This is a genomic window from Leifsonia sp. 115AMFTsu3.1, assembly GCF_004362795.1.
GTDB lineage: Bacteria > Actinomycetota > Actinomycetes > Actinomycetales > Microbacteriaceae > Leifsonia.
Genome location: NZ_SNYB01000002.1, coordinates 149,659 through 163,264 on the forward strand (window position 1 = coordinate 149,659; position 13,606 = coordinate 163,264).

The following is a 13,606-nucleotide window of genomic DNA, read 5'->3' on the forward strand; positions in this document are numbered from 1 at the left end:
CGCGGTCGCCCTCCCGGATTCCGGGGCGGCGGCCGCGTCAGCCGACCGGGATGCCCGGAGCCTTCACGCGCAGCGCCAACTCGTCCACCCGGAGGTCGAGGCGCAGGATCTCGCCGAACGCGTCCCCGTCCAACTCGAAGGGCTCCGGCGCATCCACCGCCAGCTGCACCGAGGCTCCGCGCAGGTAGCTGAGCCGGGTGCGGATCGCGCGGTCGGTGAAACGGATGATCCGGCGACCGATGCTCGACTTCCGCAGGACGCGGTTCTCCCAGGTCACCTTGCGCCAGATCGCCAGCCAGCCGAATACCGTCGCTGGCTGGACGATCGCCACGTCGAGGAGACCGTCGTCGAGCTCGCCGTCCGGGATGAGCTCCATGTTCCCCGGCAACGCGCCGCAGTTCGCGACCAGGATCGTGCTCACGTGCGCCGACCGCTCGTGTCCGTTGTCGAGCCGGTAACGCACCGGGACCTTCGACGCCTTCGGCAGAGCACGGAAGGCCGCGTCGACGTACGCCAGCCAACCGAAGCGGCGCTTCAGCTGCGGCCGGGCGTTGGCGATCATCGCCGCGTCGATCCCGACACCGGCCATCACCAGGAACGCGTGCTCGGTCGCCGACCCGTCCGGGCGGTGCGCCACGGCGATGCCGATGTCGATCCGCCGCTCGCGGCCGCTGAACGCGACGGCGCACGCCGCTTCGACGCTCGCGATCGGAATGCCGAGGTTCCGCGCCAGAAGATTGCCGGTGCCCCCGGGGATGATGCCGAGGGTGGCATCCCGTCCGCGCAGTGCCTCAGCCACGGCGCGCACGGTGCCGTCGCCGCCCGCCGCGAGCACGAGGGACGCGCCCCGGGCCAGCGCCTCGCCGACCTGGGACTGCCCGCTCTCCTCCGGCGTCGTCTCGAGCCAGAGCAGCTCGAACCGGCCGGTAGCGGCGGTCTCCACCGCCGCCCGGATGCGCGGAACGTCGACCCGCACGGGGTTGTAGATGACGGCGGCGACACGGCGCTGCTCCCCGTCCCGTCCGTTCACGCACATCACGCTACCTGTTCGGCATCGGTCGATAAGCTGGTCAGGTGATCGATCCCGTACTTCTCCGTGAGAACCCCGACATCATCCGGCGCTCCCAGGAGGCCCGGGGCGACTCCGTGCAGCTCGTCGACGAGGCCATCCAGGCCGACATCGAGCGCCGCGCGGCGATCACGGCCTTCGAAGAACTCCGCGCCGAGCAGAACGCGTTCGGCAAGCAGGTCGCGAAAGCGCCGAAGGAGCAGAAGAAGGAGCTCGTCGCCCAGGCGCAGCAGCTCGCCGGTCGCGTGAAGGAGGCCCAGCAGGCCGCCAACGACGCGGATGCCCGGTTCGAGCAGCTGGTCCGCAGCATCGGCAACCCGATCGTTGACGGCGTCCCGGCGGGCGGGGAGGACGACTTCGTCGTCCTCAAGACGGTCGGCGACATCCCCGAGTTCCCGTTCGAGGCGCGCGACCACCTGGAGCTGGGCGAGCTGCTCGGCGCGATCGACATGGCCCGGGGCGCCAAGGTCGCGGGCGCCCGCTTCTCCTACCTGCGCGGCATCGGAGCGCGGCTCGAGCTCGCGCTGATGAACATGGCGCTCGACAAGGCCCTGCAGAACGACTTCATCCCGCTGATCACGCCGACCCTGGTGAAGCCCGAGATCATGCAGGGCACCGGCTTCCTCGGCGCCCACGCCGACGAGGTCTACCACCTCGAGAACGACGACCTCTACCTGACCGGAACGAGCGAGGTCGCGCTCGCCGGCTACCACTCCGACGAGATCATCGAGGTCGACGAGCCCATCCGCTACGCCGGCTGGTCGACCTGCTACCGGCGCGAGGCCGGCTCGGCGGGCAAGGACACCCGCGGCATCATCCGCGTCCACCAGTTCGACAAGCTGGAGATGTTCGTCTACACCCGCCCGGAGGAGGCGGAGGCCGAGCACGAGCGGCTGCTCGGCTGGCAGGAGGAGATGATGCAGGCGCTGGGACTCAGCTACCGCGTCATCGACACGGCGGCGGGCGACCTCGGCTCGAGCGCCGCGCGCAAGTACGACGTCGAGGCGTGGATCCCCACCCAGGGCCGCTACCGCGAGCTCACCTCGACCTCGAACTGCACCACCTTCCAGGCACGCCGCCTCGACATCCGCTACCGCACCGAGAGCGGCAAGACGGCGCCGGTCGCGACCCTGAACGGGACGCTGGCCACCACGCGCTGGCTGGTCGCCATCCTCGAGACGCACCAGCAGGAGGACGGGTCGGTGCGCGTGCCGGAGGCGCTGCGCCCTTACCTCGGCGGACTGGAGCTGCTGGAGCCGACGCGTTCGTGAGCGACGACTCCCGGCTGCTGATCGCGCTCGACGTCGACGGCACGCTGATCCATGAAGACGAGACGGTCGGCGACGCCGTGCGCGCAGCCGTCACCCGAGTCCGCGATGCCGGCCACGAGGTGATGCTCGCCACCGGGCGCAGCTGGGAGACGGCGCGGCCCATCCACGAGGAGTTCGGCCTCACCAGCGAGTTCGTCGTCTGCGCGAACGGCGCGCTGACGATGAAACGGGACGACACCCTCGAGGGCGGTTACCGGCGCGAGTTCATCGAGGTGTTCGACCCGACCGAAGTGCTGGAGACCATCCGCCCGCACCTCCCGAGCGGCAGCTTCATGGTGGAGGGGCCGACCGGGTTCCGCCGGTACACCGAGGGCATGACCGACTGGGAGCTGGTCAACGCCGAGCAGGTGCCGTTCGAGGAGCTTCTGCAGCATCCCGCGACCCGTGTCGTCGTCGTGTCGCCCGAGCACGACACCGAGGAGTTCCTCTCGATCGTCGACCGGATGGGCCTCCAGCGCGTCAGCTACGCCATCGGCTGGACCGCGTGGCTCGACATCTCGCCGGACGGCGTGAGCAAGGCAACGGCGATGGAGCGGGTGCGGCACGCGCTCGACATCCCGCGGTCGCACGTGGTCGCGGTCGGCGACGGCCGCAACGATATCGAGCTGCTCACCTGGGCGGGTGCCGAGGGTCTCGCGGTCGCGATGGGTCAGGCGCCGGACGAGGTGAAGGCGGTCGCCACGCGGTCGACCGCACCGGTCGTCGACGACGGCGTCGCGGAGGTCCTCGACGCGCTCTGACCGAGCGCCCCTCGGTCTGGGGGAGGCCTTCGCGCGGAACGACGCGCGCCCATCCAGAGCATTGCCAGCCTCCCGTGCCACCCTTTAAGACGGCGTGCGCTCATTTCCAGGCGCCCGCCTGTGAACGTGCGCACACCCGGCCGGAAGGAAGTGAATGAGCGAGATGCACACCCGCGCGCAAGCGCGAGCGCAGGAGAAGGCGGCAGGACCAGCGGTCCGCCACGGTCGACTGAAGCAGCACCATCCGCTCAAAGCACTCCTCAAGATCTTCGTCGCGGTCGTCGCCATCTTCGGCGTGACCGGCGTCTCGCTCGCGGCCTACGCGGCGGTGGATGTGGTGGCCAGCGTCAAGAAGTCGGTCAAGCTCGTCGACGCGAAGGGCAACGAGACGACGCCGGGCGTCGGCGCCATGAACGGTGCGTTCAACGTCCTCCTCGCCGGCAGTGACAGCGGTGGCGGCAACACCGCATACGGCGACCGCGAGGAGAACCTCAACGACGTGACGATGCTGCTGCACGTGTCGGCCGACCACCAGAACGCGACCGTCGTCAGCTTCCCCCGCGACATGTTCGTCTCCATCCCGTCCTGCCCGGACCCGAAGGGCGGCAGCTTCGATTCGATGAGCCGCCAGAAGATCAACAACTCCCTGAGCTACGGCGGCCTGGCGTGTACGGTGCTCACGGTCGAGAAGCTGACCGGCCTCAACATCCCGTACGCCGGTGTGATCCAGTTCGACGGTGTCATCGAGATGTCGAACGCGGTTGGTGGGGTGCCCGTCTGTGTCGCGGGAGACATCGAGGACCCGTACACGGGGCTGGATGTGAAGGCCGGCCAGAACGTGCTCCAGGGCTCGCAGGCGCTCGCCTTCCTCCGCACCCGTCACGGCGTCGGCGACGGCTCGGACCTGGGCCGCATCAGCAACCAGCAGGTGTTCCTGTCGTCGCTCGTCCGCACCATCAAGAGCGCCGACGTGCTGAGCAACCCGGTGAAGCTGTACGGGCTGGCCAAGGCGGCGACGAGCAACATCACGCTCTCCGACAGCCTCAACAACCCGACCACGATCGTCTCCATGGCGATGGCGTTGAAGAACATCGACATCAGCAAGGTCGTGTTCGTGCAGTACCCGAACCACTATGTGGACGGCGGCGTCGCCCCGACGACGGATGCTGCGGACCAGCTGATGAGCGCCCTGCAGAACGATCAGCCGGTCACCCTCACGGGCGACACCGGCGTGGGTTCCCAGGCCGACCCGAACGCTCCGGCCACGCAGACCCCGGCCACGCAGCCGCCGGCGACGCAGGCGCCCGCCACCCAGCCTCCGGCGACCCAGGCTCCGGCCACCGGCACCGACTCGGGCACCGCCGGCGGCGGCTCGGTCGAGCTCCCGTCGGACGTGCACGGCCAGACGGCGGCGCAGTACACCTGCTCGAAGCCGTTCTCCGAGTGATCACCGTCGCCCGGGTTCGCTAGAATCGGGCGACGCCGGGTTCGCCCGGCGCCGGGAGGGCTGTCCGAGCGGCCGATGGAGCCAGTCTTGAAAACTGGTGGGCAGAAATGTCTCGTGGGTTCGAATCCCACGCCCTCCGCAGACAGGGTGCTCGCGGAACAGCCCCGCGTAGCTCTGTCGGCTACGGGTTCAGCTGGTCGTCGATCGCCTTCTTGAAGGCGCCCAGTTCGATCGTGTTGCCCTCGTAGACCTTTCCCTGGTCGCTCCAACTGAGCGCCAACGTGCCGACGGCGTCGTCACCCGTCACCTCGGCACCCTGGAAACGGATGTGATCGATGATGTCGTCGTGGGCGCCGCCGTTGTGCTCGTCGTCGAGGAAGTAGATCCGGTTCGGCGTCAGAACGAGCCGACCGGCATGCCGGCCATCCTCATCCAATCGATCGGCTGTGACTTCCGCGATCGGTTCCTCGCCTCTCGGAAGCCTGTCCGGGTGGCCCTTTCCATGTTCAACCATGACGGCACCATGGACCCGGGACGATGGTGATGGTGAGGAGGTCTGCGAACACGGGGGAGTTGCGGGACCCTTCGCATTCAGCTCCCCGACGACCAGGAGGGGTGCTCGCTCCCGCGCGGATCCTATGGGGAGCCTCAGTCGCCTCCGGATGCGGTGATCGCCGCGGGTGAGGCGGTCCGGGAGGCGAGGAGGCCGCCGATGCCCGGGATCAGCGAGAACAGCCAGACCCGGTGGCGCCCCTTCGACAGCAGGACGGCCGTGATGACCGTGCCGGTGTAGGCGAGACCGTGCACCGGGCCGAGGATGCGCGAGAGTTCCGGCAGGTGAACGGTGACGAGGTTAGCCAGCAGCACCACGAGGGTGGCCAGCTCGATCGTGCCGACGATCTGCAGGATGCGCCGGGGACTCACAGCCCGACTCCCGTCGTGGATCCGGGTCGGTAGATCATCAAGACGACCACGATCAGCCAGAGCAGGTTGAACACTCCGGTCAACATCCCGAGCCGGCGGGCGGTGCTGCTCGGCGCCGCGGAGTCGTCCTCCTGCGGCGAGTCGACGGCGCGGACGACGTGGGTCTGGGCGGGAAGAATGAACGCGATCAGCAGGGCCGCCGCGAGAGCGGTGAGGATCATCGAGATGATCAGCCAGGTGTCTCCGAGCACCCCGATACTCGCCGCCGTCGCCAGGCCGAACACCGGTACGAGCACTCCGATCACCGCATAGACGCGGGTGATCCGGTGCAAGAGGTTCACCACGGAGACACTCTTCGTGTCGCCGGGCGACGCGAGGGCGACGCGGGCATACCGCGGGAACATGCTCGCGGCGATGGCGACCGGGCCGACCGTGAGGATGGCGGCGAGCACGTGGACGGACAGGAGGAACGCGCTCATGCACCGGTCCGTTCGCCGCTGGCGGGCGTGCGCGGAAGACCCCCCGTGTCGAGCGGGTCGAATCCGTCGAACAGCACGAACGGGGCACGGGGCTGGGGCATGGCGGGTTTCCTCTCGTGGAGCTCTCCTTCGATCCTGTTCGGACATCCGGGGCGTTCACCATGGCCATATGGCCAATCTTTGCCTGAATCTCGCCAAGCGCTCATCCTCGGTATAGTTCGGGTATGTACAGCGTTGTCGTGCTCGCTCTGCCGGATACGATCGCATTCGATCTGGCCACCCCGATCGAGACCTTCGGTCGTGTGCGGTTGCCGGACGGGAGGCCGGGATACCGGGTGGTCGTCGCCGGTCTCGGGCAGTCCGTGCAGGCCGGGCCTCTGCGCGTGCAGCTCGACGAGGGGTTGGACGTGCTCGAACGCGCCGACCTCATCGTGGTCCCCGGCCGGAACGATCCCTCGCGACCATCGCCGCCGGAGATCCTGACGGCTCTCCGCTCGGCCGCGCGAAAGGGGACCAGGATCGCGTCGATCTGTGTCGGCGCGTTCACCCTTGCCGAGGCCGGCCTGCTCGACGGCAAGGATGCGACGACGCATTGGCTCGCCGCGGACGAGTTCACGTCCCGGTTTCCCGCCGTCCGGCTCAACCCGGACGTGCTCTACACGGACAACGGAGACATTCTGACCTCCGCCGGCGCCGCATCCGGTCTCGACCTCTGCCTGCACATCATCCAGCGCGACTACGGGATGGCGGTCGCCGCGGACGCCGCCCGCCTGGCGGTGGCCCCGCTGCACCGCCCCGGAGGGCAGGCGCAGTACATCGTCCGCAACCGCCCGACGGCCGGAGCATCGGCCCTCCGCGACATCCTGACCTGGATCGAGGCGAACGCCCACCGCGAGCTCACGCTCGCGGACCTTGCGGCCGAGGCCGGCGTGAGCGCGCGCACGCTCACCCGGCGGTTCACAGACGAGACCGGCCAGAGTCCCATGCAGTGGGTCTCCGGTGTGCGTCTGCGGCACGCCCAGGAACTGCTGGAGACCACGGATTACACCGTCGATCGGATCGCCGCCCAGACGGGCTTCCCGAGCACCAGCAACTTCCGGGCACAGTTCGCGCACGCCCTCGGCGTCACCCCCGGCGCCTACCGGAAGGTCTTCCGCCCCCATCCGGCCGCCACTCCTGCTACCGTCGAGGCGTGGGAACGATTTCCAGCGCACTCGTGACGGGGCGCTTCTTCTTCATCCGCGACCGCCGCGCCTGACGGCGCGCTCGCTCCTGCTCGCATAAGCGCGCCGTCCTTCCGAGACGTCAACCGCACCTCGGACGGGCGCTTCCGCGTACCCACGCCGCCCTCCACAGGTGCTCCACCTCACTTCCTGGAGCACGCTCATGCCTCGTTCTCTGCATGGCGGCCGACACGAACTCGGCCAGAACTTCCTCACACACACCCCCTCGATCGCGACCATCGTCTCCCTCGTAGGAGCGACCAGAGGCCCCATCCTCGAACTCGGTGCCGGCAACGGCGCCCTGACGCGACCGCTCGCGGCAACCGGTCGACCGCTGACGGCGATCGACATCGACGAACATCGTGTGCGCCGGCTCGCGCGGACCCTCCCGAATGTCCGGGTGGTTCACGCGGACGCCCTGCATCACGCGCTGGACACTCCGGTCATCGTGGGTAACATCCCGTTCCACCTCACCACACCGATCCTCCGTCGTCTCCTCGGGCACCCGACGTGGATGCGGGCGGTGCTGGTGACTCAATGGGAGGTCGCGAGGAAGCGAGCCGGGGTCGGAGGGCACACGATGATGACCGCGCAAAGCGCGCCCTGGTTCGCCTTCGAGCTGCATGGAAGGATCCCCAGCTGGGGATTCACGCCTCGCCCGAGCGTCGATGGCGGCATACTCACCATCGCGCGCCGCGGATCACCGCTCGTGCCACACGCCGATCGCCGCCCCTACGAGACGTTCGTTCGCGCAGTGTTCTGCGGCAGAGGAGGCACGCTGGAACGCGTCATTCAGGTCGCCGCCCGGGTCAGCCCGGCGACCGCTCACCGCGCCCTCTCCCGCTCCGCCGTGCCGAAGACCGCCCTGCCGCGCGACCTCACCGCCGAGCAGTGGGCGGCCCTCTGGCTCACGCTCCGGGAGTAGCGGCGCGTGCGATCACTCTCGAATAGAAGGAGGGTCCGTGGTCAGGCCGCGTACGCCGCGCGTCGACACGGCCGCAATCGACGCGAGCAGGACCACGAGTGCGCATCCCAGGAGCGTCTGGACGGTGCCGAAGGACTGCGTGAGCGGCCCTACCAGTGTCTCGCCGAGCGGAACGGCGACGAACGACCCGACCATGTCGTACGAGTAGACCCGCGAGAGCGCATCTCGCGGGACGTTGGTCTGGAGCGACTGGTCCCAGGCGATGGAGAAGAGCTCCATCGCGATCCCGCCGAGCCCGAACGCGATCAGGAGGACGGGGAGGGACGGCAGCAGTCCGAGCGCCGCGAGCGGAAGGGCGGTGACGGCCATGAGTCCGACGCCGATTCCGAGCGCATGGCGCGGGCGCCAGCGCAACGCGACGATTGCTCCCACCGCGAGGCCGACGGCCTGCGCCGCGACGACGAGACCCCATCCGGCGCGGCCGAACGATGCGTCGGCGACGACGGGTCCGACCACCGTCGATCCGCCGACGTAGGCGGCGTTCAGGACGGTGAACTGCGCGACGACGATCCAGATCCAGCGGCGGCCGGAGAATTCCCGCCAACCCTCGCGGAGATCTGAGAGGACCGATCCGCCCGACGCGGGCCGCGGTGCCTGGTGAGGAAGCCGCATCCGCGCGTAACACAGGGCCGCCAGAGCGAAGGATGCCGCGTCGACGGCGAGCCCCACGCCCGGACCGACCAGCGCGACCACTCCCGCTCCGACCGATGCGCCGAGGATGGTCCCGCCGTTCAGCCCCAGCCGAAGCAGCGCGTTCGCCGGGCGGAGAACATCCGCGGGGACGGTCTCGGGCACCATCGCGGCCGCGGCAGGCAGACTCACGGCGCTGACTGCACCGTTGAGGATGCTCAGGGCGATGAGCGACCAGATCGCCGCCGTCCCTGTCAGGACGAGGGCGGCGACGACGCCTTGGGTGAGCGCGGCGCCCACGGAGGTGCCGACCAGCACCAGCCGGCGGGGAAGCCGGTCGGCGATGACGCCGCCAAAGAGGAGCACCGCGACGTTGGCGATGGACCGGGCGCCGACCACCAGTCCCAGGTCGACGGGGGAGCCGGTGAGGTCCAGCACGGCGAACGCCAGTGCGATCGGGGCGACGGCATTGCCGACGATGCCGATGGTGCGGGCGGCCAGTAGCCAGCGGAACGGTGCGTGGCGCAGCGGGCTCGGCTTCTTCGTCGCGGGAGCCGTCGACGCGGCGATCTGGCCGGTCACGGACGCCTCAGCGGGAAGAGCGCGACGGTCATCGACACGGGTACCGTTCCCGGGGTGCGCGGGCGCTGCGCTGCGGCGTGGATGAGCGCCGACGCCTCTCCGACCCGGCGGACGACGCGACGCCAGACCTCGGGGTCCACCCATAGCTCAGCGTCGGTGGAGACCGACGGGCCGGCCGCGCGCTGCCGCGCACGGCGGTGCAGTTCCTCGATGAGGGCGTCGTAGTACACAGCCTGCTCCTCCCGCAGCGCCGCCGAGGTCGGCTGCGCGGGAGGGAGGAGGAACGGCTCGGCCGACGCTTCGTGCCGGTAGCGCTTCGCCTCCCCTCCCCGCAGGCGCACGACCTCGACGACGCGCACCAGCCCCGCACGCTCCAGTACCCGAAGGTGATAGCTCGCCGTCGCCTGCGAGTACCCCAGCTCGCGGCCGGCCTCCGCGGCGCTCATGGCGGCGCCGGTCAGCAACGACAGCAGCCGCAGACGGATGGGATGGGCGGTCGCGCGAAGCTCCTCGAGAGTTGACATTCCGCCATGGTCGCGCGCGGCGAGCCGACCGTCAAATGTGTCTTTGGGGGTTGGAGGCGGAGTGCGACTTGCCGCCTCGGCCAGACTGAGAGCGTCGTCGCGACCGCCGTCGCCGGAGTCATCGGGGTGATGGTCGCGATCCTCGCGCTCGAGAACCCGGTCGTCATCGGCTTCCTGCACCGCCAGGGTCTTCAGGATGTTCCGGCGTTCCCCCTCTCCGCAGCGGCGTTCGGGATGCTGATCGCTGTCGGCGTCGGTGCACTCGCCGGGCTGTTGCCCTCGATCGTCGCCGTCCGGGTGCGGCCGATCGACGCCACCCGGTATTGACGGGTCTCGTCTCCCGCGGCGCGAGACGCCGTACAGTTGCGGGATGAGCGTCCACCTGCTGGGCGGCGGTGCACTGGAACCGTCGGATGCGCCGCTGTACGCGCCCTTCCTCGCTGAAGCCGCTGCGCGAGCCCGCGATGTCGGGCGCACGGTGCCTCGGGTCGCGATCGTGTCGATCCATCCCGGCGGTCCGGAGCGGGCCGAGGTGCTGAGCCGGGTGCTCGCGGCGGCCGGCGAGGTAGAGGCGCATGTGACGAGCTCGTACGGCGGCGAGGAGCTGTCGCCGAGCGCGATCGCGGAGGTCGACGGCATCCTGGTCGGCGGCGGCATCGTCGAAGCGGTGCGGGAGGGACTCGAACCCCTGTTCGGCGGGCTCCGCCGCCAGGTCGCAGCCGGCGTGCCCTACCTCGGCGTCTCGGCTGGCGCGATGGTGGCCGCCGAGCGAGCGCTCGGCGGCGGCTCCCGCATCCGCGGCCGGCTGGTCTGCCCGGAGGACCCGTCCGAGCCCGGGATCGAGCTCGAGGTGGCGCCGGGCATCGGACTCGTCGACGGCTCGGTCGACCCGCACGTGGCACAGCGAGGCACGCTCTCGAGACTGGTCGCCGCCGTGGAGTCCGGGCTTATCGACGGTGCCCTCGGCGTCGACGAGTGCACCGTGCTGATCGTCGGCGATGGGGGTCTTCGGGTCGTGGGCAGCGGCAGCGTGTGGAGGGTGCGGTCGGTCAGCAGCGGCGTGGCTGTGTCCATGATCGACGCCACGACTGCCGACGTCCGCTGACGCCTCGTCCTCGTCCGCCCGCGTCGCTCACGGGCGCAGCAGTGCAGGCAGGAGGACGTGGTCCACGAGCTCGGTGACGGCCTCCCGATCGAGGTACTGCTTCCGGAGGACGACGCTTCCGAAAGCCGCGGTCGGCACGATGCCCGCGATCAGCCCGACGGGAACGTCCTTCTGGACCGTGCCCTCCGCCATCCAGCGCTCGATGACAGCGGTCAATGCCAGAACGGGCGGCTGACCGACCTCCCGGTACGCCGCCTCGTACAGCACCGGATCGCCGCCGATCGCGCTCAGCAGGCTGGCGAGCACCCGGCCGGAGCGCTCGTCGGACCCGGCGAAGTGCAGGGCCGCTGCGAGCAGATCACCGCGCAGCGAACCCGTGTCGGGCGGGGCTGACCGGGGCCGGGATGCCCGGACTGCGGCGACGATGAGATCCGCCTTGGTCTCCCATCGGCGGTAGATGGCGGACTTTCCGCAGTGCGCCCGCTCCGCGACCGCCGCGATCGTCGTGCCGCCGTAGCCGATCTCGATGAGCAGATCCTGCGTCGCCGAGAGGATGCGGGACTCCAGCTCCAGATCGCGCGGCCGGCCCACCGGGTTCGCAGAGGCATCGGACATAGGAGGCCATTGTACCTTTCGGGAACTGGCGGTACCGTAATCCCATTACGGTACCACTCGGAACCGTAACTCCATCACAACGGAGGTGCTCATGACTACGCAAACCCTCACCCCGGTCGCGTCCGCATCCAAAGCCCGCGCGGCGACCATCCTCATCGTGGCGACACTGATCGTGATCGGCCTGAACGCCGTCATCGCCTCCCTCGCTCACGCGTTGGGCGTCTCGTCCGCCTACGGCCCGCTCACGGTTCCCGCCTACGCGTCGATGACGGTGCTCGGAGTCGCAGCAGGCTGGGTGGGATGGGTCCTCATCCGTCGCTGCGCCCGCAACCCGCGGCGGGCACTGACGATCGTCGTCCCGATCGTCGTCGTCGCGTCCTTCCTTCCGGACGTCCTGCTGGCGACGCTGCGCTTCGTTCCGGGAACGACGTCGGGAGCAGTTCTGGCGCTCGCCCTCATGCACCTCGTGGTCGCAGGCGTCGCCATCCCCGCGTACGTCCTGGCGTCCCGCGGCGCTCCGGCTCGCCGGTCGTAATCCCTCGGATCCGAAGGAGTCAGCGGCGCTGGAGCATCCGAGAGGTGCGGACGGGGAGAGTGCCGAACACGTCGGACCACTCGGCCTCATAGCTGACGGGATCGACCTCTCCATGCCTCCGCTTCGCCTCCAGCGTCATCAACCGTTCGGCGCTGACACGGAGAAGCGCGACCTCGCCGTGTTCGTACAGTTCGCCGTGGACGTACTCCGAGGTGACGGTCACGGCGCGGCATCGGGAGCGCAGGTCGCGAGCCAGGCGGGAGAGGATCAGGAAACCACCGGCGTAGAGGGCGAGCGCGGCAGCGAGGCTCAGCGCGGGGTTCTCACTGCCGAGGAAGACGAGGGCGAACAGGCACAGGATGCCACCCCCCACAGGCCAGACATGGGCGAGATGGAGGATGCGCCGCTCGGCGTGCGTGATCCCCGGCGGGTAGACCGTCAACCGCACCTGCTGCCAGATCCCCCGGCTGGCCGGGGAGACATCGAGGGTTCCCCAGGGTGCTCGACCCTCGAGGAGACGCCGGACGAACTCGTTCATGAGTCCAGGATGCGCCGGAGCGACGCGAGCGGATCCGGTCCTTGCGATCTCCATACGGCCGCGATCCAGAACCTAACGGGATGCTGACGGTGCTGACGGCCGGACTGGTCATCGACCGCACATCGCGGAGCTCCAGGCCGGGGAGCCCTCGACGGTCGCGACGAGGTGGCGCCGAGCGGGGTCGACCTCGCGGAGCCGTGCGGCCCCACGGCAGGGAACGACGACGAGATCGCCGACGCGGACATCCGACACCACCTCCTCCAGCGCAGGGGAGGGCGTGCTCGTCCCTGCGTCGTGGATGCGGGCACGCCGATGGCAGGCGGTGGATGTGCGTCCGATCATCCTCAGCTCGCCGACGAGTGCCGAACCCGGGAGCCGGGCATCGATCCACACGTCGAGCGATCCGTCCGCAGCCGTCGCGACCTCGAGCACGCATGAGACGACCACCGAGGCGAGTTCGTCGGACGAGGGCATCCCACCCGTGCCCGGAACCACGGCGGCGGCGGTGTGGACGCACGGCGTTCCGCACCACTCGGCCAGCCGGCTCAGGGAGACGCCGGCCACCGTGACATCGCTGAGGGTCGTGATCGTGAACTCCGGCCAGAGGTCCCGGCCGATCGGGTCGGGGACGGAACCACGGAGGCTGGGGAGGATGTGCGTGAGTGTCATAGTCGACGGTTCTACGCCGCTCCGGACCGGCCCGCAGCACTCCTAACGGAATCTCCACGCCGACCGCCGGAGGGAAAGCGTTAGGACTCCGGCGCGCGCCGTATGGATCGCGTTAGGACCGCCGCTCTGCGCTCCCCACCGCACTTACATAGGTCCGGGGTTCTGGCGTGCCGCCAGTCCTCACCGCCCTGCCGGACGTCGGCGAGGCGG

Annotated in this window: 17 protein-coding genes and 1 tRNA gene; 9 read left to right on the forward strand and 9 right to left on the reverse strand. The window is 69.7% G+C overall.

The genetic code is table 11. The annotated features are described in order from the left end of the window. Positions 1 to 37: 37 nt before the first annotated feature. On the reverse strand, positions 38 to 1,036 hold the full coding sequence (locus tag AXZ95_RS11700; protein WP_018192626.1) for a diacylglycerol kinase family protein: 999 nt from the start codon (positions 1,034 to 1,036) through the stop codon (positions 38 to 40). 38 nt (positions 1,037 to 1,074) lie between these two features. On the opposite strand from AXZ95_RS11700, the gene serS reads away from it, so the two are divergent. From serS to AXZ95_RS11720, 4 genes are all read left to right on the forward strand, one after another. Beyond that, positions 1,075 to 2,340 carry a serine--tRNA ligase gene (serS, locus tag AXZ95_RS11705; protein WP_018192625.1) on the forward strand — a complete coding sequence of 422 codons (1,266 nt, stop codon included), beginning with the start codon at positions 1,075 to 1,077 and terminating at the stop codon, positions 2,338 to 2,340. Further along, the gene (locus AXZ95_RS11710; protein WP_018192624.1) at positions 2,337 to 3,140 is read left to right on the forward strand and encodes an HAD family hydrolase; all 804 of its coding nucleotides are present in this window, start codon (positions 2,337 to 2,339) and stop codon (positions 3,138 to 3,140) included. The genes serS and AXZ95_RS11710 overlap by 4 nt, the downstream gene beginning before the upstream one ends. Positions 3,141 to 3,294: 154 nt before the next feature. Then, complete coding sequence (locus AXZ95_RS11715; protein WP_018192623.1) at positions 3,295 to 4,587, forward strand: LCP family protein; 1,293 nt, start codon at positions 3,295 to 3,297, stop codon at positions 4,585 to 4,587. Between the two features lie 54 nt (positions 4,588 to 4,641). After that, positions 4,642 to 4,726: transfer RNA gene (locus tag AXZ95_RS11720), tRNA-Ser, on the forward strand. Between the two features lie 42 nt (positions 4,727 to 4,768). Here the strand turns inward: AXZ95_RS11720 and AXZ95_RS11725 are convergent. From AXZ95_RS11725 to AXZ95_RS11735, 3 genes are all read right to left on the reverse strand, one after another. Beyond that, entirely contained in the window at positions 4,769 to 5,023 is a 255-nt protein-coding gene (locus AXZ95_RS11725) for a hypothetical protein (RefSeq protein WP_018192622.1), read from the reverse strand. A gap of 212 nt (positions 5,024 to 5,235) precedes the next feature. After that, positions 5,236 to 5,511 (reverse strand): hypothetical protein, encoded by a 276-nt coding sequence (locus tag AXZ95_RS11730; protein ID WP_018192621.1) that lies wholly within the window; start codon positions 5,509 to 5,511, stop codon positions 5,236 to 5,238. Further along, entirely contained in the window at positions 5,508 to 5,990 is a 483-nt protein-coding gene (locus AXZ95_RS11735; RefSeq protein ID WP_018192620.1) for a DUF2269 family protein, read from the reverse strand. The genes AXZ95_RS11730 and AXZ95_RS11735 overlap by 4 nt, the downstream gene beginning before the upstream one ends. A 224-nt stretch (positions 5,991 to 6,214) precedes the next feature. Between AXZ95_RS11735 and AXZ95_RS11740 the strand changes: the two genes are divergently transcribed. Together AXZ95_RS11740 and erm are read left to right on the forward strand one after the other, a co-directional pair. Then, positions 6,215 to 7,210, forward strand: a complete 996-nt coding sequence (locus AXZ95_RS11740) for a helix-turn-helix domain-containing protein (protein ID WP_018192618.1) — start codon at positions 6,215 to 6,217, stop codon at positions 7,208 to 7,210. Positions 7,211 to 7,376: 166 nt separating this feature from the next. Continuing rightward, on the forward strand, positions 7,377 to 8,138 hold the full coding sequence (gene erm, locus AXZ95_RS11745; RefSeq protein ID WP_018192617.1) for a 23S ribosomal RNA methyltransferase Erm: 762 nt from the start codon (positions 7,377 to 7,379) through the stop codon (positions 8,136 to 8,138). Positions 8,139 to 8,150: 12 nt separating this feature from the next. Here erm and AXZ95_RS11750 read toward each other — a convergent pair whose 3' ends face one another. Both AXZ95_RS11750 and AXZ95_RS11755 read right to left on the reverse strand, forming a co-directional pair. After that, complete coding sequence (locus AXZ95_RS11750) at positions 8,151 to 9,410, reverse strand: MFS transporter (protein WP_018192616.1); 1,260 nt, start codon at positions 9,408 to 9,410, stop codon at positions 8,151 to 8,153. After that, positions 9,407 to 9,934 carry a helix-turn-helix domain-containing protein gene (locus AXZ95_RS11755; RefSeq protein WP_018192615.1) on the reverse strand — a complete coding sequence of 176 codons (528 nt, stop codon included), beginning with the start codon at positions 9,932 to 9,934 and terminating at the stop codon, positions 9,407 to 9,409. Before AXZ95_RS11755 ends, AXZ95_RS11750 begins: the two co-directional genes overlap by 4 nt. A 126-nt stretch (positions 9,935 to 10,060) precedes the next feature. On the opposite strand from AXZ95_RS11755, the gene AXZ95_RS11760 reads away from it, so the two are divergent. Next, on the forward strand, positions 10,061 to 10,261 hold the full coding sequence (locus AXZ95_RS11760) for a hypothetical protein (protein WP_133638892.1): 201 nt from the start codon (positions 10,061 to 10,063) through the stop codon (positions 10,259 to 10,261). 43 nt (positions 10,262 to 10,304) lie between these two features. Further along, a complete protein-coding gene (locus tag AXZ95_RS11765; protein ID WP_018192613.1) occupies positions 10,305 to 11,039 on the forward strand; it encodes a Type 1 glutamine amidotransferase-like domain-containing protein in 735 nt (244 codons plus the stop codon). A 27-nt stretch (positions 11,040 to 11,066) separates the two neighbouring features. Here the strand turns inward: AXZ95_RS11765 and AXZ95_RS11770 are convergent, their stop codons facing one another. Further along, positions 11,067 to 11,654, reverse strand: coding sequence for a TetR/AcrR family transcriptional regulator (locus AXZ95_RS11770; RefSeq protein ID WP_018192612.1), 588 nt, complete (start codon positions 11,652 to 11,654; stop codon positions 11,067 to 11,069). Positions 11,655 to 11,745: 91 nt separating this feature from the next. Between AXZ95_RS11770 and AXZ95_RS11775 the strand changes: the two genes are divergently transcribed. Continuing rightward, positions 11,746 to 12,189, forward strand: a complete 444-nt coding sequence (locus tag AXZ95_RS11775; protein WP_018192611.1) for a DUF6069 family protein — start codon at positions 11,746 to 11,748, stop codon at positions 12,187 to 12,189. 19 nt (positions 12,190 to 12,208) lie between these two features. On the opposite strand, the gene AXZ95_RS11780 is transcribed toward AXZ95_RS11775, so the two are convergent. Both AXZ95_RS11780 and AXZ95_RS11785 read right to left on the reverse strand, forming a co-directional pair. After that, positions 12,209 to 12,727, reverse strand: a complete 519-nt coding sequence (locus AXZ95_RS11780) for a DUF6611 family protein (protein WP_133638895.1) — start codon at positions 12,725 to 12,727, stop codon at positions 12,209 to 12,211. A gap of 108 nt (positions 12,728 to 12,835) precedes the next feature. Then, positions 12,836 to 13,396, reverse strand: a complete 561-nt coding sequence (locus AXZ95_RS11785) for a hypothetical protein (protein WP_018192609.1) — start codon at positions 13,394 to 13,396, stop codon at positions 12,836 to 12,838. Positions 13,397 to 13,606 lie beyond the last annotated feature (210 nt).